Origin of the sequence: Paenibacillus sp. FSL R5-0749 (assembly GCF_038595085.1) — a bacterium.
In the GTDB taxonomy this organism is placed as follows: Bacteria; Bacillota; Bacilli; order Paenibacillales; family Paenibacillaceae; genus Paenibacillus.
Genome location: NZ_CP152005.1, coordinates 1,985,055 through 2,004,622 on the forward strand (window position 1 = coordinate 1,985,055; position 19,568 = coordinate 2,004,622).

17 protein-coding genes are annotated in these 19,568 nt (G+C 46.1%); 13 read left to right on the forward strand and 4 right to left on the reverse strand.

Annotated features, from left to right (window positions below; translation table 11 throughout):
• Positions 1–42: 42 nt before the first annotated feature.
• The 4 genes from MKY85_RS08975 to MKY85_RS08990 all read right to left on the reverse strand — a co-directional run bounded on the left by MKY85_RS08975 (position 43) and on the right by MKY85_RS08990 (position 3,507).
• On the reverse strand, positions 43–948 hold the full coding sequence (locus MKY85_RS08975) for a YitT family protein (RefSeq protein ID WP_342572412.1): 906 nt from the start codon (positions 946–948) through the stop codon (positions 43–45).
• A gap of 112 nt (positions 949–1,060) precedes the next feature.
• On the reverse strand, positions 1,061–2,299 hold the full coding sequence (locus MKY85_RS08980) for a cation:proton antiporter (RefSeq protein ID WP_339240867.1): 1,239 nt from the start codon (positions 2,297–2,299) through the stop codon (positions 1,061–1,063).
• A 4-nt stretch (positions 2,300–2,303) separates the two neighbouring features.
• Positions 2,304–2,798, reverse strand: coding sequence for a cation:proton antiporter regulatory subunit (locus MKY85_RS08985; protein WP_091032736.1), 495 nt, complete (start codon positions 2,796–2,798; stop codon positions 2,304–2,306).
• 304 nt (positions 2,799–3,102) lie between these two features.
• On the reverse strand, positions 3,103–3,507 hold the full coding sequence (locus tag MKY85_RS08990) for a hypothetical protein (RefSeq protein ID WP_342572413.1): 405 nt from the start codon (positions 3,505–3,507) through the stop codon (positions 3,103–3,105).
• A gap of 171 nt (positions 3,508–3,678) precedes the next feature.
• On the opposite strand from MKY85_RS08990, the gene MKY85_RS08995 reads away from it, so the two are divergent.
• From MKY85_RS08995 to glnA, 13 genes are all read left to right on the forward strand, one after another.
• On the forward strand, positions 3,679–4,632 hold the full coding sequence (locus MKY85_RS08995; RefSeq protein WP_339240871.1) for a putative sporulation protein YtxC: 954 nt from the start codon (positions 3,679–3,681) through the stop codon (positions 4,630–4,632).
• A gap of 414 nt (positions 4,633–5,046) precedes the next feature.
• Complete coding sequence (thrS, locus tag MKY85_RS09000; protein ID WP_339240873.1) at positions 5,047–6,984, forward strand: threonine--tRNA ligase; 1,938 nt, start codon at positions 5,047–5,049, stop codon at positions 6,982–6,984.
• 177 nt (positions 6,985–7,161) lie between these two features.
• Entirely contained in the window at positions 7,162–7,944 is a 783-nt protein-coding gene (locus MKY85_RS09005; protein WP_339260052.1) for a 3D domain-containing protein, read from the forward strand.
• 111 nt (positions 7,945–8,055) lie between these two features.
• Positions 8,056–8,271, forward strand: a complete 216-nt coding sequence (locus MKY85_RS09010; protein ID WP_339240876.1) for a hypothetical protein — start codon at positions 8,056–8,058, stop codon at positions 8,269–8,271.
• Positions 8,272–8,468: 197 nt separating this feature from the next.
• Positions 8,469–9,497 carry a cell wall-active antibiotics response protein LiaF gene (gene liaF / locus MKY85_RS09015; RefSeq protein WP_342572414.1) on the forward strand — a complete coding sequence of 343 codons (1,029 nt, stop codon included), beginning with the start codon at positions 8,469–8,471 and terminating at the stop codon, positions 9,495–9,497.
• A 3-nt stretch (positions 9,498–9,500) separates the two neighbouring features.
• Positions 9,501–10,526, forward strand: a complete 1,026-nt coding sequence (locus tag MKY85_RS09020; RefSeq protein ID WP_339240879.1) for a sensor histidine kinase — start codon at positions 9,501–9,503, stop codon at positions 10,524–10,526.
• A 17-nt stretch (positions 10,527–10,543) separates the two neighbouring features.
• Positions 10,544–11,206, forward strand: a complete 663-nt coding sequence (locus MKY85_RS09025; protein WP_339240881.1) for a response regulator transcription factor — start codon at positions 10,544–10,546, stop codon at positions 11,204–11,206.
• Positions 11,207–11,354: 148 nt separating this feature from the next.
• Positions 11,355–13,022, forward strand: coding sequence for a trypsin-like peptidase domain-containing protein (locus tag MKY85_RS09030; RefSeq protein ID WP_339240882.1), 1,668 nt, complete (start codon positions 11,355–11,357; stop codon positions 13,020–13,022).
• 174 nt (positions 13,023–13,196) lie between these two features.
• Positions 13,197–13,886, forward strand: coding sequence for a response regulator transcription factor (locus MKY85_RS09035; protein ID WP_339240884.1), 690 nt, complete (start codon positions 13,197–13,199; stop codon positions 13,884–13,886).
• A gap of 1 nt (position 13,887) precedes the next feature.
• On the forward strand, positions 13,888–15,348 hold the full coding sequence (locus MKY85_RS09040) for a HAMP domain-containing sensor histidine kinase (RefSeq protein WP_339240886.1): 1,461 nt from the start codon (positions 13,888–13,890) through the stop codon (positions 15,346–15,348).
• Between the two features lie 67 nt (positions 15,349–15,415).
• Entirely contained in the window at positions 15,416–16,369 is a 954-nt protein-coding gene (locus tag MKY85_RS09045; RefSeq protein WP_342572415.1) for a 4-hydroxy-3-methylbut-2-enyl diphosphate reductase, read from the forward strand.
• Positions 16,370–16,652: 283 nt separating this feature from the next.
• A complete protein-coding gene (gene aroF / locus MKY85_RS09050; RefSeq protein WP_150364800.1) occupies positions 16,653–17,717 on the forward strand; it encodes a 3-deoxy-7-phosphoheptulonate synthase in 1,065 nt (354 codons plus the stop codon).
• Between the two features lie 410 nt (positions 17,718–18,127).
• Entirely contained in the window at positions 18,128–19,552 is a 1,425-nt protein-coding gene (gene glnA / locus MKY85_RS09055; RefSeq protein ID WP_074094318.1) for a type I glutamate--ammonia ligase, read from the forward strand.
• Positions 19,553–19,568: the final 16 nt, after the last annotated feature.

Sequence of the window (19,568 nt, forward strand, 5' to 3'; positions counted from 1 at the left end):
CTTGGTGGACAATACCATCCATAGGGAAAGAGAGCGTTTTTTTTATTTTTCCGGATTGGTCATAATGCCCGCATGCGGATCAATGTGACGCACAATGGACTTCAACCAGACCATCTCCAGAACATGTACCTCATAATAAAGTGCACCGGGGATCTGCCTGATCCATCCTTCCGCCATCGCGATTTGTGTTGAGTCAGAAGTGGCTTCCAGCGTTCCAGGTTCACGGCGCAGCCGTTTGCGTACAGCTTTTTCAACCTGAGAGCTTTGTGTGGTCAAAATGCATACTTTACGTTTGGAAGAGAAACCCCTGAACGCAATGTAGACCATTTCATAAGCAATAAGGTAGGCGATTACGGAATACATCGCTTGGTCCCAGCCAAAGACAACACCTGCGGCTGTCAGTATTAACAAGTTAAGCAGCATGATTATTTTTTCGATAAGCATCCGTTTTCCGCTAAATACACGTTCAGGTGGGCGGGAAGAGGGATCACCGATTTCTAGCGTATCCAGTGTCCCGCCGTACCGCACGACGAGCCCAATTCCAAGTCCGAGACATAATCCGCCAAACATGGCGGCAGCCAGCGGGTGCTCTACAAGTGGCGGCATGGGATGAAGCACAATGGCACCGATCGAAAAGACAACCAGACCCAGCACAGTAACCAATACAAATTTCTTCTTCACAATCTTGTAGGACAGAAATATGAACGGAACATTGAATAAAAATAGGAATAATCCAATCCTCATTTCCGTCCAGTGGGCGAAGAGGGAGGAAATGCCTGTAATGCCTCCAATAATGATCTTATTGGGATGTAAGAACAATTCAAGTCCTACGGAGGCCAGAATTCCACCCATAATCACGAGCAATAGGTTTAACCAGCGGCGGGTGGATGATATTCTGGTCTTGGCGGTGGCTGGCACCGGATTAGCCGATATCAGAGGTGCTTTCATAGGTCATCCTCCTTTGTGCGGCTTTCGAGCCATTCTCCCTGGGTTAGTCACAGAAAGACCGGCGCAGAGCCGCGAAGTACGATCGTATGTCTGTTCTGCACAGACATAGGCATTACCCTTCTTTCTGCAGTACCTTTGGTTCTTCTTTCTTTTTCCGAGGATCTTTGAACTTGAATATTTTATCCAATAAACGGAATACATGTTTGGACTCTTTGGTTAATAAAGGCCCCAGAATAGCCAGAATTAGGACATACAGTGCGGCAAATGGTTGAATCATTGGCAGCAGTCCTCCGGCTTTACCCATGTTGGCCAAGATGATGGAAAATTCACCTCGTGACACAATGGTTAATCCAATATTGGCTGATGCTTTGGGCGATAGGCCTGCACTGCGACCGGCCATCATGCCTGCAAGGAAGTTACCGAACAATGTAATAACAACTGCAATCAGAGCTAACCATACGGCTTCGCCACCCAGAGACAACGGATCAATGGACAGTCCGAAGCTGAAGAAGAAGATGGCTCCGAAGAAGTCACGGAACGGCAGAATCAAGTGCTCAATCCGTTTCGCGTGTTCTGTTTCAGCAAGCACCAGTCCAACCAATAATGCACCGATCGCTTCGGCAACATGAATGGTCTCAGAGAAGCCGGCTACGAGGAACAAAGCTCCGAATACAACAAGAGAGAATAGCTCATTCGATCGTATTTTAAGCAACTTGTTTAGTAGCGGCGTTGCTTTGCGTCCAAGAATTATGACGATAAGCATGAATCCGAGGGCAATAAGTGCGGACATGAGCACGCCTCCGATGGAGGATGAATCACTAAGCACAAGTCCGGACAAGATCGAGATATATACAGCGAGGAATACATCTTCGAACATGATAATACCCAATATCATCTCTGTTTCCGGATTGGCTGTTCGTTTCAAATCAACGAGTACCTTGGCCACGATCGCACTGGAAGAGATGGTAGTTATACCTGCGATAATAAGTGCTTCTGCAACTGGGAAACCGGACATAAAACCGAATATTAATCCCAGCGTAAAGTTAATTCCGATATAGATCGAGCCGCCAACTGCAATAGAGCGACCCGATTTAATTAAACGACCTACCGAGAATTCAAGTCCGAGGTAGAAGAGAAGAAACAGAATACCGATCCGACCCATGAAATCAATAAAAGGCTGGCTTTCAATGAAGCGGAAGTCCAGATGCCAGATTTTCATGGCATGTGGCCCAACGGCCATCCCGATCAGAATATAAAACGGAACGACCGAAAATCTTAGTTTTGCTGATAAAAGGCCGGCTGCCGCAATGAGCACAAGGGCCAGACCTACTTCGAATATCAGATGATCCATCTATTTACCCCCTTCCAGTCAGGAGGAGGGATTTAAACAGTTTCTGCTGATTGCGTTCGCCAACGGCTACTACCGTGGATTCTGCACTGATAACTACCTCCGGACCTGGGCTGATGTGTTTTTTGTGATTTTTTTCTACAACGGCAATAACCGTCGCCCCAGAGTTTTGACGTACATCCAATTCACCGATGGATTTGCCGATACATCCGAAGGATGGTTCGATTTTGTACCACTCGATAATCAGGTCGTCAAACGTGACTTCAATATTTTCAAGCTGCTTTGGCTTGTAAGTTAATCCACCTACAATAGCAGCAATTTGTCGTGCTTCGTAATCGTCAAGTGTGATCATCGAGATGCTTTGATCGGGATCATCATACTCGAAGTGGTACATTTCCCGCCGACCGTCATCGTGAATAATAATGACAATTTTATCACCGCTGCTTGTTTCAATCTGAAATTTTTTGCCGATTCCCGGCAAGTCTGTTTCGCGTACATCCATGGATTGTTGCCTCCTTATATTTAGGGGCTGGCCACAGAAGACAGGCTTATTTCCCGAAAATGTATAATCTGCTGCTCTAGGGAACATCAAAAGATGCGGGTAAACAGAGCCAGAAATTCCTGACACAGCCATATGATTTGAATTTGTAAGTGTGGGTAAAACAAAAATAGGTTCGTTCGTTAAGGCGATAAACATCGCTTTGTATCTAACGTGTGCAATAAGGGTTATAAGATATGCACAAGCGCACCGTCTTCAATACAGAGGTGTCTCCATGCAAAAGCAACCTGTAAATACGTCGTAACGGCTACTGAAGAGCGTTCGCGTATTTTGGTGCTATAGGGGTGAGGGATACATACATACTGGTGAACTTAATAGGTAGCAGAAATAATCTGCGTTTAAACAGACAATACCACGGTTTAAAGGACAGACCCGTTGTAGGGATTCGCAGCATTAATAACAATGCGAGGACAAGAAAGACAGGCTTATTATGCGTAACCGCAATCAGCTTGGTCATGACTTGTGGATATTTGCGAATAACAGGTTTCTGCTGGATTTCGGGTATTTGCAACAGCACTTCCTTGTTGGAAGTTGCTTCAACAGATACCCCAACAGCAGATTCGGACTGCGTCGGAATAGGGAAGCACAAGGCTTGGAAAACGCACAAAATGATAATGATCGTGTAGTGGAGTATTCTAGGTTGTTGTCGCATTTTGGCTTCCCTCCTTTTCCGTGAAACATACTGTTATTAAAATAATAACACATTTTTGTCTTAACTCCAAACCTCTTCATAATATACTGAGAAATCATGACACGCTTTCCATCAATCCGCTTCGTATATCCCCATCGGCCTTGCCATATACTTTGAAGAGGAAGGAAAGGAGTGATTCTTGTGGAACTGTTTGCTGTATGGACCGATGTATCTGGGCAAGAGGAAGCGGATCAATTTTATCGTTGTGTCAAGGAAAAAACCAAAGGTTTACATATAAGTAAAAGAGGATTCAGGCTTGTCTTCAAACATAATGATGGAAGAGCAGCTTGGGTGTGCAGAGGGAATGAGAATCACGAAGACTTCCAGCAATGGCTTCCCCGGATTAGTGATCTGCTCTCCCTTGGGCTCGCCGATTTCATTATGGAGACACAAGAACGTAACATGGTGGAGGATATGATCGCCAAGGCATGTTCTGTCATGGATGAGCATGAGGTGGAGAAGGTCAATCGAATCTGCATGCCACTACTATTAAATGGTGATCTGGATCAACCTGGACTCCGGGAGCGCCGTCGTACTACGTTGGCTAGCGGACTACGGCAGGATTTGGAGGATGTTCACTTTTTTCACCTTGAAGGCATTATCAACTTCCGCATACGACCATATAAACAGGAGCTTCAGGAATTAGTGGAGTATGCGCTGGATGAATTCTGGATGGATCGGCAGTATGAAGAGTTTATGGGGCTGTTAAAATATTTTGTTTTTTTTCAAGAAGCCAAAGTACCTCTGGTTCATCTTGTACACAAGGGAATGCATGAATTTCAGGTCCTGGATGCTGGACTTAATCTGTTACCCGTACAAAAGGATGAACAGGTCGTTGTGGAAATGCCCGGTCTGGAACTGGAGATGGATATTGAAGATATGATTGTAAGTACTCTCATCTCGATCTCTCCTGAGAAAGTTATGCTGCATACGCGTACCCCCGATCTGCCGATCATCTCGACCATCTGCCAGATCTTTGAAGACAAAGTGCAAATCTGCCATCATTGCCCGGAATGTGAAGTGCTGCGTTCAGGATTGTTGACAGGTCTTGACGCAAGTGATCTCGGCAATTATAATAACTGTTGATCCATGATTTTTTCATGTGAACCATTGAACCAAAAGCGTTGACAAAGACAACGACCACACGCAAGATCGGTGCAGAGAGAGGAACCTTGGCTGAAATTTCCTCCGGTTATCACGTATGGTTTACCCCTTTGTAGCTGCAATTTTGAAAGTGGATTTAGAACATCGCCTTTACTGGAGATTATCCGCGAGTAAGGATCTGCCGGGTCATGCCCGTTATCGTCATGCCAATGAGGGCTGTGTCTCCGAATAGGATGAATCAGCTGAATTAGGGTGGAACCACGAGTATATATCACTCGTCCCTTTGCCGGGACGGGTGTTTTTTGCGTTCCTTTGCAAAATGATTGGAATAGCATTAGATAATCAATCCATGAACATTAGGACATGAAGGTTACATTAACAGGAGGAATGAGACAAATGGCAGTTAACATTAAATTACCGGATGGTTCGGTACGTGAGTACGCGGATGGCAGCACCATTGAGGACGTAGCGGCTTCGATTAGCAGCGGATTGCGCAAAAATGCCGTAGCCGGCAAGCTGGATGGTATCGTGGTGGACTTGTCCACAACACTTCATGAAGGAGCATTGGTGGAGATCGTAACTTTGGATTCACCAGAAGGACTTGAAGTGATGCGTCATAGTACAGCTCACTTGATGGCTCAAGCCGTGAAACGTTTATTTGGTAACCAAGAGGTACGCCTTGGTATTGGCCCGGTCATCGAAGATGGTTTTTACTATGATATGGACCTCGAACACCCGCTCAATCCTGAAGATCTGCAAAAGATCGAGAAGGAAATGGAGCGTATTGTAAACGAGAACTTGCCAATTGTACGTAAGGAAGTTAGCCGCGAGGATGCGATTAAAACGTTCGAAGAAGTGGGCGATCCCTACAAACTTGAGTTGATTCGTGACTTGCCCGAAGACAGCGTGATCACGATTTACGAGCAAGGTGAATTCTTCGACTTGTGTCGTGGTCCTCACGTGCCATCGACTAGCAAAATCAAAGTGTTCAAACTGATGAATGTCGCTGGTGCTTACTGGCGTGGAGATAGCAAAAACAAAATGCTTCAACGTATCTATGGTACGGCTTTTGTGAAAAAAGCACAGCTGGACGAGCATTTGCACTTCCTCGAAGAGGCTCGCAAACGGGATCACCGCAAGCTGGGTAAAGAGCTCGAAATGTTCACATTCTCCCAATTGGTTGGCCAAGGTCTGCCAATCTGGTTGCCTAACGGTGCGAAGCTGCGCCGTACGCTGGAGCGCTATATTGTAGATCTAGAAGAAAGCCTTGGATACCAGCATGTATACACACCGGTTCTGGGTAACGTGGAATTGTACAAAACATCTGGACACTGGGAGCACTACCAGGAAGATATGTTCCCGAAAATGGTTATGGATAACGAGGAACTCGTTCTCCGTCCAATGAACTGTCCTCACCATATGATGGTGTACAAGTCCAGCATGCACAGCTACCGTGATCTGCCAATCCGTATTGCCGAGCTTGGCATGATGCACCGTTATGAAATGTCAGGAGCGTTGACAGGTCTGCACCGTGTACGTGCAATGACTCTTAATGACTCACACATTTTTGCACGTCCGGATCAGATTAAAGAAGAGTTCGCTCGTGTTATCGAGTTGATTCAAACCGTGTACAAGGATTTCGGTATCAACGAATATCGTTTCCGTCTGTCCTATCGCGATCCGAAGGATACCGAGAAATACTTCCAGAACGACGAGATGTGGGAGATGTCCCAACGCATGCTGCGTGAAGTTGTGGAAGAGCTTGACCTTCCATTCTATGAAGCAGAAGGTGAAGCTGCGTTCTACGGTCCGAAGCTAGATGTGCAGATCAAAACAGCATTGGGCAAAGAAGAGACATTGTCTACAGTCCAACTGGACTTCCTGTTGCCTGAGCGCTTTGAGCTTGAATATGTGGGAGATGACGGACAGAAACATCGTCCGGTCGTTATTCACCGTGGTGTAATCAGTACGATGGAACGTTTCACAGCATTCTTGCTGGAGAACTTTGCAGGAGCTTTCCCGCTGTGGTTGTCTCCGGTTCAGGCCAAAGTGATCCCGGTATCCGGAAACTTCGACGATTATGCGCGTGAAGTGGAAGCGAAGCTGAAACGTGCGGGAATCTCTGCTGAAGCTGATCTGCGGAATGAGAAGCTTGGATATAAAATCCGTGAGGCGCAGCTTGAGAAAATGCCTTATATGTTTGTTGTCGGTGAGAATGAGCGTAATGCAGAAGCGGTATCCGTGCGTAAGCGTGGAGAAGGCGATCTGGGCATGAAACCGGTCGATGAAATTATTGCACAATTGAAAGAGGAAATTGCAACACGTTTGGTGTAAATGAACCATTGATCTATGGGATAACCATTGCATAAGCTGAGTTGATTTATCTGAATAAACGCCTGAGTAACTTGGGAACTCCCTTGTTGTTCAGGCGTTTTTTCGTCGTTTTCAATTTTGAAAAGTATAGATTAATTGCTTTTTGGAAAACCTTTGCAGTGAGGGGGAGGTTGTACAATGAAAAAGCAATTCTCAATTCAAAAGAAAACGATACGGTGTTTACTGGTTGGTTGTGTAATGTTCGCCGGAATAATGATCAGCCTGAATCAGGCGGATGCGTATACATTTGAAGAGGAAAGTGCAGTACTTCATGTCGAGAGTCGAAGCAGTGAGACTTCGATTGAGCGTTCGAGCAAGTCTAATCAAGAATTTTCGGAACAGGCCGACCATCTATACAGCGATGAGGCCCAACTGACAACCATGGTATACATGGCTTTACTGTGGTCACCACAACCGATGGTCATTCCAAAGCCGGAGCTTCCAGATAAACAAGTGGGTAATCCATCTATGCCTGTGCTTGCCCCACGTTCAGAACAGGTTCTTGGCACACAGAAGGTGACAGCAACAGGATATACGGCAGGTGTGGAGTCTACAGGTAAAGGCCCCAAACATCCACAATACGGAATTACGTATTCCGGTGTCAAAGTACGCCGTGATAAAGAAACCGTCTCCACGATTGCAGCTGATCCAAAGTTGTTTCCAATGGGCTCCATTCTATATATTCCGGGCTATGGATACGGGATTGTTGCAGATACCGGTTCGGCGATCAAAGGCAATAAAATTGATCTGTATTTCCCGACAACCAAGCAAGTGTATAAGGAGTGGGGCAAAAAGGATGTGGAGGTACAGGTGATCAGGCAAGGCGCTGGAAAGTGTACAGAAAAGATGCTCAGCGATTTGGCTGATGCGATCAATGTGTACAAATCTGTACCGGATTCTTGGTTGGACAAGGCCATTTAATTTCACATGTGAACATGAATAACAGAAGTGCTCTCTCCACATAATACTGACTGGGGACGAACCCCGCGGTGCAGCAATGCATCGTAAATATGAAGAGAGAGGTGATTCGTTGTGGCTAAAAAATCACAAGGGTATCAAACGCCGAACGAGAAGTACAATGCAGAGTTTGGAGAAGAGAATGCAGCATCTAAAGTGAAGCAATCCGCTCAAAACAAAGTTCAAGATAATTTCCAAACACCTGATGAAAAATTCAATGCCGAGTTCGGTGTAGAAAACACAGGCCAAACTGGCCAAGGTCAAGGCAAAGCATCCAAATACAAAAAATAAATGAAGATTCATTAACCCAATGATGATTCAGCACCCTGGAGCAGCAGCTCCAGGGTGTTTTACATATGCGAATTTTTTACAAAAATATCCTCACATCTCAGTCTTGAGACCGAGATGACTTCCACCTGCCGCCGCTGTTCTCATTGCCTTGTCTGAGTTACACTGGATACATAATAAAGACGAAGGAGACATGAGCGATGAAACGATCTACGCGTGACCGCTGGTGGGTTGGCATACCTCTTATTGCTATAGGTGCAATGATCTTGTTCAGACAATTGGGATATGACATTGATGTAGGATATATTTTCAGAACATATTGGCCGTTATTTTTAATCTGGTGGGGGGCCAAGGGAATCTCCGAGATTCGTCGCAACGGGGGTTATGCTTTTATTGGACCGGTCATCGTACTGGGGATTGGTGGTTACTTTCTTGCCCGTAACCTGGGATGGATTGATTACTCCATGGGGGAGTTCATCCGTTACCTGATCCCGGTTATGCTAATTGGCGGAGGATTATTCGTACTGATTGGGCCACGACGTCGCGACCGGAAACATCATGATAAAATGCAGCCACCTCCAGCACCTGAGCAACCTTATAAACCGTTGTCTCCTGAGGATCTGGAAATGCCATCTTCGTTTGACGAACAGTTCGAGAAAACTTTTGGCAAACCTAAGCAGGAACAGAAGAACGCCTCATATGGCCCTCATTTCACAGGATCAACAGATTCATCATCACAAGAGCATCAATATAAGAAGAAATATAAATCGCATAACTCAAGTGATACTGGATATGAAAAACATTATGATGATGACTACGGGAATGGTTATGGGGATTATGGCAGTGGCAATACCATTAATAAATCAGCGTTCATTGGGGATTTGTATATGGGACAGGAAGTGTTCTCGTTGAAGCCGATGAACATCTCGGCCTTTATCGGAGATACCGTTATTGATTTGACCAAAGCACAGATTCCATACGGTGAGACGAAGATTGTCATTTCTTCATTTATCGGTGATGTAAAAGTATTTGTACCAGAAGATATGGACCTGGGTGTGACGGTGACGACGAATTCATTCATTGGAGACATGTCATTGTTGAATCAGAAACGCGGCGGATTCCTGAGTAGTGCGCAGGCTGAAACTGCCCATTATCGTGAGGCAAGCAAAAAGGTGCGCATTATTGTAAGTGTGTTTATCGGAGACGTCAAAGTTAATAAGGTGGGTTAATGCATGATTCGAACAATTCTCAAGGCCAATAAGTGGGAACTGATGATGTATTTTGCGTTAACGGGTCTGATTACGCTGGGTGGGTTCTATCTATTATATGGAGAGGTGTTGATGGGGGCTGGCCGTCAAAGGGCATGGACCTATGTTGCCGTTATTGTGCTGGCCACCGTTATCACCGGATATATCGCCGCATTACGACTTCAGCGCAAGATCGACCTGCTCGATCTTAACATGTTGAAAGTGTCCAAGGGTAATCTGGCGGTACGCATGCCTGAAGCGGATGACGCTTCGTTCGGTCGTGTCTACCAGGAGTTCAATGTCATGATGGATTCGATTGAGAAAAAGATGAGACTGCTTCAGCGTCTCGGTGAGCAGGAAGTGATTGAGAAGGAGCAGGCCTCGGAGCGCGCTGTGCTTGAAGAGCGCAAACGAATGGCAAGGGATCTCCATGACACGGTTAGCCAGCAGCTGTTTGCCATGCATATGTCGGCTTCATCCTTACCACGTCTGCTGGAGATGAATCCGGAGCATGGCGGTAAAGTGCTGGACCAGTTAATTCAGATGTCACATATTGCGCAGCGACAGATGCGAGGACTCATTGCCCAACTTCGACCGGTGGAGCTGGAAGGGCGTGATCTCAGCGCGGCACTGGATAGCTGGTTTCCTGATTATTGCCGGCAGAATGGTCTTAAAGGTGTGAAAGAGCTGGAACTGGATGGCGGAATCTCGGATGCCATTGAGCACCAGCTGTTTCTTGTTATTCAGGAGGCGGTTGCCAATGTTGTGAAACATGCAGAGGCAGGGGTGGTCAGTCTGTCCATACGGGAGAGTGAACATCAGATCAGCATGAGCATCAGCGATGATGGTCAGGGATTTTTGCATCAAGCCGAGCGTCCAGGTTCATATGGGTTATCTACCATGCGTGAACGGGCCGAGAAGCTTGGGGGGCAAGTCCAGATTATATCGAAGCCGGGAGCGGGAACGACGGTACGGGTATTGATCCCGAAATTTCCGAATGTTTCTGAATGAATTAAGGGGGAGACGAAATGAGTGGGAAAGTAAACGTAATGATTGTGGATGACCATGACATGGTACGAATGGGCTTGAAAACGTATCTGATGCTGGAACCTACTTTTCATGTGATGGGAGAAGCAGGCCATGGGCAGGATGCGCTTGATCAGTTGCGCAAATTAAATGATAATGAAATGCCCGACTTGATCCTCATGGATCTGATGATGCCGATCATGAATGGCGCAGAAGCAACACAAGCTATCATGACTGAATTTCCAGGGATGAAGATCGTGATGCTCACCAGTTTCCTGGAGGATGATCTTGTTGTGCAAGCGATTGAAGCGGGTGCGGTAAGTTATGTGCTCAAGACAGTCTCTGCTGAAGAATTGATCTATGCTCTTCAAGGGGCTTACAGAGGCATGCCTGTTATGACAGGTGATGTGTCGCAGGCATTGACTCGGGGAATCAGGCAACGTACAGCGAGAGAGAGTGAATCTGGCTTGACTGAACGGGAAAAGGAAGTGCTGTTGCTTATTGCAGAGGGGAAGACCAACAAAGACATTGGAGAAGAATTACATATCAGTATCAAAACCGTCAAAACACATGTGAGCAACCTGCTGATGAAATGTGAGATGGACGATCGAACCCAATTGGCAATCTATGCGCATCGTCAGGGCTGGGTGAAAACGAAAGGATAAAATCCCGTTATGACGGGAAAAACAATCTATTCTTCCATGCTTTTATCTCCTTTTTAATTGTTTTTAAGGTACGGTTAAGGTTTAAAGTACAAAATAAGGACAGTTAAAGAATATCTCTTGGGAATAAGAGATTGGGAGGTAGAGAGGCATGGACGAACGCAATTATAGATCGAACCGTCAAGACGAGGAAAACGAAACCAAACAAACGGAGAATCGCAATTCTTCCGGAACGGACGAATCCTCCTATTATTATTCTTATGGACCTTTTCAGTCCGTGAATCAGGAAGATACAGCAAACCACATGGGAAGCAATAATCAACGTGAAGAAGGAAATGTAGAGATTACAAAACCTGATCCGGTGAGACCCGTACCTACTTACTACAATAATCAATCCTCCGAGCAAGCGACAAGATCAACAGGAGGCGGTGGAAACGGCTCAGGTAATGGTGGAGATCAAGGGAATGGCGGCAAAGGCAACTGGAACTATAATAACCGCAAGCCGCGTTCATCTGTAAGATCACTGTTGTTCTCTTTTATTGCCGGCATGCTGGTCATTACCGTTCTCATGTACACAGCCGATAGAACAAACATGTTCACACCGGAGACTGCACTTACGAACACGGAAAATCAAAGCTCGGGACAGGAAGCGTCCACAAACACAGGCGGAGGCAACAATGTGACAGCATCGTTACTGCCAACAGGCAAAGAAGATGTCTCTTCCGTAGTGACGAGTACAAGTCCAGCTGTTGTCAAAATCGAAACACTCGCGAAACAGTCCTCGCGTACAGGAATGGGTCAGGGTGGATCGAACACAAGTGATCCGTTGTACCAATACTTCTTCGGTAATGGGGGCGGAACGGAAGGCAATCAAGGTCAGAGCCAGCAACAACAGCAAGGCAGTAATCAATTAGTACCCCTAGGCATTGGTTCCGGATTCATTTTTGACAAAGAAGGATATATCCTGACGAATCAACACGTAGTTCAGGGTGCGGACGTAATCCAGGTAACCTTGGAGAACAACAGTAAACCTTATGAAGCTAAACTTCTGGGAAGCAGCTTCGATCTGGATTTAGCTGTACTGAAAATTGAGAAAAACAGTGGTGACGATGCGTTCCCTGTAGCTCCACTGGGTGACTCCAACAGCACTCAAGTCGGTGAGTGGCTTGTAGCGATCGGTAACCCTGAAGGATTCGAACACACGGTTACAGCAGGTGTGCTGAGTGCCAAAGAACGTACAATCAGCATTCCAGATGAAGAAACAGGAAAAACACGTGAGTACAGCCATTTGCTGCAAACAGATGCTTCGATTAATCCGGGTAACTCTGGTGGTCCGTTGCTGAACCTGAATGGGGAAGTTATCGGAATGAACGTTGCAGTAAGCGCAGATGCACAAGGGATTGGCTTTGCGATCCCATCGAGCGTTATCTCTGAAGCCGTTAAATATCTCAAAGAGAACAAAGAAGTTCCCAAAGAGCCAGTACCATTTATCGGTGCATCTCTGATGGCTCTCACGCCTGAAGTAGCTAAACAAATGGGAACAGACATTACCGAAGGTTCTGTCGTAGCCAGCACGATCTTCCAATCACCGGCTTACCAAGCAGATCTTCGTGCATATGACATCATCACTGGTGCTAATGGTACGCCGTACGCCACAAGTCAGGATCTGATTGATTTTATCAAGAAACAGAAAATTGGCAGTGAAGTGACATTGAACGTGGTTCGTGACGGTAAGAAAATGGATCTGAAAATCAAAATCGGGAATAAAAATGATTTTGATACTTCACAAACAACAGATACCCAACAGCAACAACCATAAATATCGGGTAAGGATCGAAAGAGCGGAAGGGTTTGAAGGCCCTTCCGCTTTTTTTGCCCTGATAAAGCAGGGTTACAAAGGACCAGTGAAGAATTTGAGACGCCTACTTGAAGATGCAGATTGTGCTTCTGGCTGTTACAATGGGATAAAACGTTAGGATAAAGGAGAAAGACCATGCGCTCAACTATTTTGATTGTGGATGATGACGAAAAAATTGTATCCATGCTCCGCCGGGGCTTGGCTTTTGAAGGATATGAGGTACAGACTGCTTCCAACGGAGCCGAAGGCCTTAGTAAACTGATGGACAAGGAGCCGGACATTGTTGTGCTGGATGTGATGATGCCGCAGATTGACGGATTTGAGGTATGTCGCAGATTGAGAGAAGCAGGCAGCAAAGTGCCTGTGCTAATGCTGACTGCCAAGGACGAGGTACAGAGCCGGGTGACCGGACTGGACACGGGAGCCGATGACTACCTTGTAAAACCTTTTGCGTTGGAAGAATTATTGGCGCGTGTCCGGGCATTGCTGCGCCGCAAGTCAGATAGCGCAAGTACGCCGGACAACCGCTTAATGTATGAAGATATCATTTTGGACAATGACTCACGTGAAGTACTCCGAGATGGGCAACGTCTGGAACTGACTGCCAAGGAATTCGAGCTGCTCAATCTGTTTATGCAAAATCCAAGACGGGTACTGTCCCGTGATCTGATTATGGATAAAATCTGGGGTTATGATTACAGCGGTGAGTCTAACGTGCTTGAAGTATACATCGCCATGCTCCGACAGAAGACCGAAGAATACGGTGGCAAACGTCTAATCCAGACCATCCGGGGAGCCGGTTATATTCTGAGAGGTGACTCCTGATATGTCCATCCGGTTAAGACTAACCGCATGGTATTCTGGCATTTTGGCGGCTGTGCTTATTTTTTGGGGCGTTGTAATCTATGCCTTTGTGTATTTTAACTCCTACCAGGAAGTCGAACAGCAATTGAAGGTGAAGAGTGCACGGATTACGGAGCAGATTGGTGTTAACCCTCTTTCGCAGTCGTTGGATCTGGACCCATTTACAGAGAGCCAGCTTCAAGAGGCTCAAATATATATTCAACTCTGGGATTATCAGAGTCGTTCGGGCATAATTTCTGGCAATATGAAGAAATTACAGATTCAGTTTCCGGTATTGAAATCCAATGAAATTCTTGAAAAGCGTGGCATATCGAAGATCTATGTGGATGGCACACCGTTTCTGGTGAATCAGCTCCCCCTTTCTCTTCAAGGTACCAATGAAGTACGTGGAATTCTTCAGGTAGGAGCCAATGTAAGTTCACAGGAGCGCCTGCTGGAAGCGTTGCTTAATATTTTGGTTTTTGGCTGGCTGGTAGCGATGGCCCTCGCTATTACCTCAGGTCTTGTTCTGGCCCGCAAGTCGATGCGTCCGCTCGTGAATGTCATTGATGCCGCAAATCAGATTCAATCAGGAGATGACCTAAGTGTACGTATTCAATATGCGGGGCCTAAGGATGAGATCGGGCGTCTGATCGAAACGGTTAATAATATGCTTGAGCGTACAGAATTGTCATTCCGCGGTTTGGAGGAGACGAATGCTGCCCAGCGCCGCTTTGTATCCGATGCATCGCATGAACTGCGTACACCGCTGACTACCATTCGGGGAAACGTGGACTTCCTGAAGAAGCTGTGGGATCAAGAGGCAACAGACCGACCGAATCTGGATGAAGAAACGGTCAGACAGATGTCCGTCGAGGCGTTGGAAGACATGGCCGATGAAGGAAAACGCATGAGCAGGCTGATCAGTGACATGTTGTCATTGGCGAGAGCGGATACAGGGCAAAAAATTGAACTGAATCCGATCCCGCTGCAGATATTGGTACAGGAAGTCGCGCGAAGATCGCAATTCCTGGATCACCATGCGGAGTGGCGTACAGGTGATCTGTCAATTCTCAATGGTATCTATGTGAATGGTAGCAAGGACTATCTGCAACAGATGCTGTTTATTTTCATCGAAAATGCGTTTAAATACACACCTGACGGCTCTGTAACGCTGGATGCCGTACTATACAAAGGTCAGGTGGGACTGCGCATCAGCGACACCGGTATTGGCATGGATCGGGATGAAGTGCCGTTTATCTTTGATCGCTTCTATCGAGCGGATGAATCCCGTGGGGCTACCCCCGGCATAGGTCTGGGACTTTCGATTGCGAAGTGGATTATTGAGGAACACCAAGGATCGGTCGAGGTTGTAACCAGACGTGGAGAAGGAACAACCTTTATTATCTGGTTGCCGGTGGTCTTTGCTCCGCCTATCGAATAAAGGTATAATAGACAGGACTGCAATTACATCGGCAATGTTGTCGAGAAAGAAAGCGGGTGGCAACCAAGTGGAAGTACTACGAATTTCGCCGCGTGGATATTGTTACGGCGTTGTGGATGCGATGGTGCTCGCGCGTCAAGCGGCACGCAATCTGGATTTACCACGACCTATTTATATATTGGGTATGATTGTGCATAACCAACATGTGACGGATTCCTTTGAAGAGGAAGGTATTATTACATTGGATGGTCCGAACCGAATGGATATTTTGAGCCAAGTGGAGAGTGGCACGATTATTTTTACAGCTCATGGTGTATCTCCAGAAGTGCGTAAGCTGGCAAGGGATAAAGGACTGACAACAGTGGATGCAACATGCCCTGATGTCACCAAGACACATGATCTCATTCGGGAGAAGACGGCAGAGGGTTATCAGATCATCTATATCGGCAAAAAGAATCACCCTGAACCAGAAGGTGCCGTAGGCGTTGCACCAGATCTCGTTCATCTGATCGAGAAGGAAGAAGAGATCGAAGCACTGAACATACCTCCAGGCAAAATCCTTATTACGAATCAGACCACGATGAGCCAGTGGGATATCAAACACATCATGAGCCGGCTGTTGGAGAAGTTCCCTGGCGCTGAGATTCATAATGAGATTTGTCTCGCAACTCAGGTGCGTCAGGAAGCTGTTGCTGAACAGGCAGGTCAAGCAGACCTGGTTATTGTAGTGGGTGATCCTCGCAGCAATAACTCCAACCGTCTGGCACAAGTGTCGGAGGAAATCGCGGGGGTTACGGCCTACCGTGTATCGGATGTCTCCGAGATTCAGCAAGAATGGCTGAAAGGTGTCAATAAGGTGGCGGTTACTTCGGGTGCATCAACACCTACACCGATTACGAAGGAAGTCATCCTTTACTTGGAGCAGTATGAGCATGACAAGCCGGAGACGTGGGAGATTAAGCGTACCGTGAACATGAGCAAATTGCTGCCCCCAGTTAGAGAAAAAACACGTACACCGTAGTGTGAAGGCAATGTAAGTCTACCTGTATGTAAATTGCAAACGAGATGTGAATAAGAAGAATCCTGTTATGCAGAACCGAATTTGGTGCCTGCGGAGCAGGGTTCTTTTTAATATAGGATAAAGAAGGTGTACCTTGACGCAACAGGAGATCTATGGTATATTCACTTTAATGGATAAAAGCTTAAAAGCGAACAAGCGTTTAAGCGCGACAGAGTTTATATGTTTAATCAGACGCACGTTAGAAACTGATTGTGCTCTCATACAAGGAAGGATGGGAATTAATATGATCGTTATTGCAGGCAAAGCCACACCGGAGGAACAGATTCAGGATATCGTAGCAGTTATTGAAAAAGAAGGGCTTCAGGTGCATATCTCTCGCGGAGAGGATCGTACTATAATTGGGTTGATTGGCAAAGTTGAACCTAAAATGCAAGAGCATCTTCGCCAAATGAAAGGTGTCGAGAATGTTGTGAAAATCTCGAAGTCCTACAAGTTGGCAAGCCGTGACTTCCATCCGGAAGATACGGTGATCTCCATCAAAGGTGTAGATATTGGCGGAAAAGAACTTGTCGTCATGGGTGGACCGTGTGCAGTTGAATCCGCTGCGCAGATTGATGAGATTGCGGGACTTGTAAAAGCTGCAGGTGGGCAAGTGTTACGTGGGGGTGCATTTAAGCCGCGTACAGGACCTTACAGCTTCCAGGGAACGGGCGTAGAGGGATTGATCATGATGGCAGAGGCAGGTAAGAAACATGACCTGCTGACCATTACAGAAGTTATGACACCTGAGTATGTGGATATTTGCGCCGAGTACGCAGATATTCTGCAAGTAGGTACACGTAACATGCAGAACTTTGACCTGCTGCGCAAATTGGGCGAGTGTGGCAAACCGGTATTGTTGAAACGTGGCTTCAGTGCAACATATGATGAGTTGTTGAATGCGGCAGAATACATTCTTGCGGGTGGTAATCCAAATGTCATGCTGTGTGAACGTGGTATTCGTACGTTTGAATCTTACACACGTAATACGCTTGACCTGTCAGCGATCCCTGTTCTACAGTCTCTGAGCCATTTGCCGGTTATTTCTGACCCGAGCCATGGTACTGGACGACGTGAACTGGTGGAGCCGATGACAAAAGCTTCTGTTGCTGCGGGTGCCAATGGCCTGATCATTGAAATGCATACCGATCCGGATAACTCCATGACAGGAGATGGTGTGCAATCCTTGTTCCCTGATCAATTCGCGAACCTGTTGCAGGATCTGGAGAAATTGGCACCAATCGTGGGTAAATCATTCAGTACAGCTAAACAACCAGCAGCATTCTTCCCCGCACGTGTAGGCGTATAATAGAATTCATAGTCAAAGTCTGGAACATCATCCGGGCATCTCATCTGGTCTCGTTTATTGCGACGGCATCAGATAGATGCTCGGTTTTTTGCATATTTTGCAGCTTTGAACGTATTTATTAATCAATAGTGATAAGAAACATTTATGATGTGAAGTTTTTTCCATGATTTAGGATAAAAAGGGGTCGCTTTACCGCATTAAACCAGTTAAATATATATAAATTGTGTTGTTATCTGAATTTACGTTATTTATAAAATGTGAGTATAGCTAACATACTCGCAAAAAATACCTTACATAAGTATTGACGATGTCAGGTTTTAAAATTTATAATGACGACAGAAAAAAATTCGAATTTAGACATTTTCTTAGTGGGGTTGTTTAATGTTCGGAATATTTGGGAGGACGAATACATGTCGGTTGAAAACGTATTGAAATCAATTCAAGAGAACAACATCGAGTGGGTAGATTTTCGTTTTGTAGATTTAGCTGGTCGTGCACATCACATTTCCTTGCCAGCTTCGGCTGTTGATGCAGACACGTTCGTAAATGGAGTAGCTTTTGACGGTTCTTCTATCCAAGGTTTCCGCGGAATTGAAGAGTCCGATATGGTTATGATGCCAGACCCTGAAGCGACTTATGTCGATCCGTTCACTGCACACCCTACATTAAATGTTATGTGTGATATCTTCACTCCAGACGGCGAGCGTTATGAGCGTGACCCACGTAGCATCGCTGTTAAAGCAGAAGCTTATTTGCAAGAAAGCGGTGTAGGTACAGCGGCATTCTTCGCACCTGAATCCGAGTTCTTCATCTTCGACGATGTACGTTATGAGAGCGGCACGAACAGCTCTTCCTACTACGTAGATTCCGAAGAAGCTTCATGGAACACGAACCGCAAAGAAGAAGGCGGAAACTTGGGCTTCAAAGTACGCACTAAAGGTGGATATGTTCCAGTAGCACCAGTCGATACACAACAAGATATTCGTAGCGAAATGTGTCGCCTTTTGGAAGAAGCGGGTCTGTCGATTGAGCGTCATCACCATGAAGTGGCGACAGCGGGTCAAGCCGAAATCAACTTCCGTTTTGATACACTGAAGAAAACAGCAGACAACCTGCTTGCATACAAATACATCGTGCACAACACTGCACGTCAATATGGTAAAGTAGCAACATTCATGCCAAAACCATTGTTCGGTGATAATGGTAGCGGAATGCACGTTCACCAATCCATCTTTGATGGCGATTCCCCATTGTTCTATGACAAAGCGGGATATGCTAACCTGAGTGAAATGGCTCTGCACTACATCGGAGGTATCCTGTACCATGCTCCGGCACTGATCGCTTTGACTAACCCGAGTACAAACTCGTTCAAACGTCTTGTACCTGGTTACGAAGCACCAGTTAACTTGGTTTACTCCAAAGGTAACCGTTCCGCAGCAGTTCGTATTCCGGTTGCAGCTGTGACACCAAAAGGTTGTCGTATCGAGTTCCGTACACCAGACTCCACAGCTAACCCATACTTGGCATTCTCCGCAATGTTGATGGCTGGTCTGGATGGAATCAAACGCAAAATCAACCCAACTGAACTTGGATATGGTCCGCTCGACAAAAACATCTATGACCTGTCTGATGCAGATAAAGAAAATATCCGCAGTGTGCCAGCTTCCCTCGAAGAAGCACTGGATGCATTGGCAGCGGATAACGAGTTCTTGACTGAAGGCGGCGTATTCACAAAAGAATTCATTGAAAACTACATCAACCTCAAGCGCGATGAAGCGAAAGCAGTAGCGATCCGCATTCATCCGCACGAGTACAGCCTTTACTTCGACTGCTAATCGGTCGGGGTCGGAA

What these genes read in the sequence shown, in the direction of transcription:
- MKY85_RS08975 (WP_342572412.1), bottom strand. Translation starts at nt 948, where the DNA reads ATGAAAGCACCTCTGATATCGGCTAATCCGGTGCCAGCCACCGCCAAG.
- MKY85_RS08980 (WP_339240867.1), bottom strand. Translation starts at nt 2,299, where the DNA reads ATGGATCATCTGATATTCGAAGTAGGTCTGGCCCTTGTGCTCATTGCG.
- MKY85_RS08985 (WP_091032736.1), bottom strand. Translation starts at nt 2,798, where the DNA reads ATGGATGTACGCGAAACAGACTTGCCGGGAATCGGCAAAAAATTTCAG.
- MKY85_RS08990 (WP_342572413.1), bottom strand. Translation starts at nt 3,507, where the DNA reads ATGCGACAACAACCTAGAATACTCCACTACACGATCATTATCATTTTG.
- thrS (WP_339240873.1), top strand. Translation starts at nt 5,047, where the DNA reads ATGGCAGTTAACATTAAATTACCGGATGGTTCGGTACGTGAGTACGCG.
- MKY85_RS09005 (WP_339260052.1), top strand. Translation starts at nt 7,162, where the DNA reads ATGAAAAAGCAATTCTCAATTCAAAAGAAAACGATACGGTGTTTACTG.
- liaF (WP_342572414.1), top strand. Translation starts at nt 8,469, where the DNA reads ATGAAACGATCTACGCGTGACCGCTGGTGGGTTGGCATACCTCTTATT.
- MKY85_RS09020 (WP_339240879.1), top strand. Translation starts at nt 9,501, where the DNA reads ATGATTCGAACAATTCTCAAGGCCAATAAGTGGGAACTGATGATGTAT.
- MKY85_RS09025 (WP_339240881.1), top strand. Translation starts at nt 10,544, where the DNA reads ATGAGTGGGAAAGTAAACGTAATGATTGTGGATGACCATGACATGGTA.
- MKY85_RS09030 (WP_339240882.1), top strand. Translation starts at nt 11,355, where the DNA reads ATGGACGAACGCAATTATAGATCGAACCGTCAAGACGAGGAAAACGAA.
- MKY85_RS09035 (WP_339240884.1), top strand. Translation starts at nt 13,197, where the DNA reads ATGCGCTCAACTATTTTGATTGTGGATGATGACGAAAAAATTGTATCC.
- MKY85_RS09040 (WP_339240886.1), top strand. Translation starts at nt 13,888, where the DNA reads ATGTCCATCCGGTTAAGACTAACCGCATGGTATTCTGGCATTTTGGCG.
- aroF (WP_150364800.1), top strand. Translation starts at nt 16,653, where the DNA reads ATGATCGTTATTGCAGGCAAAGCCACACCGGAGGAACAGATTCAGGAT.
- glnA (WP_074094318.1), top strand. Translation starts at nt 18,128, where the DNA reads ATGTCGGTTGAAAACGTATTGAAATCAATTCAAGAGAACAACATCGAG.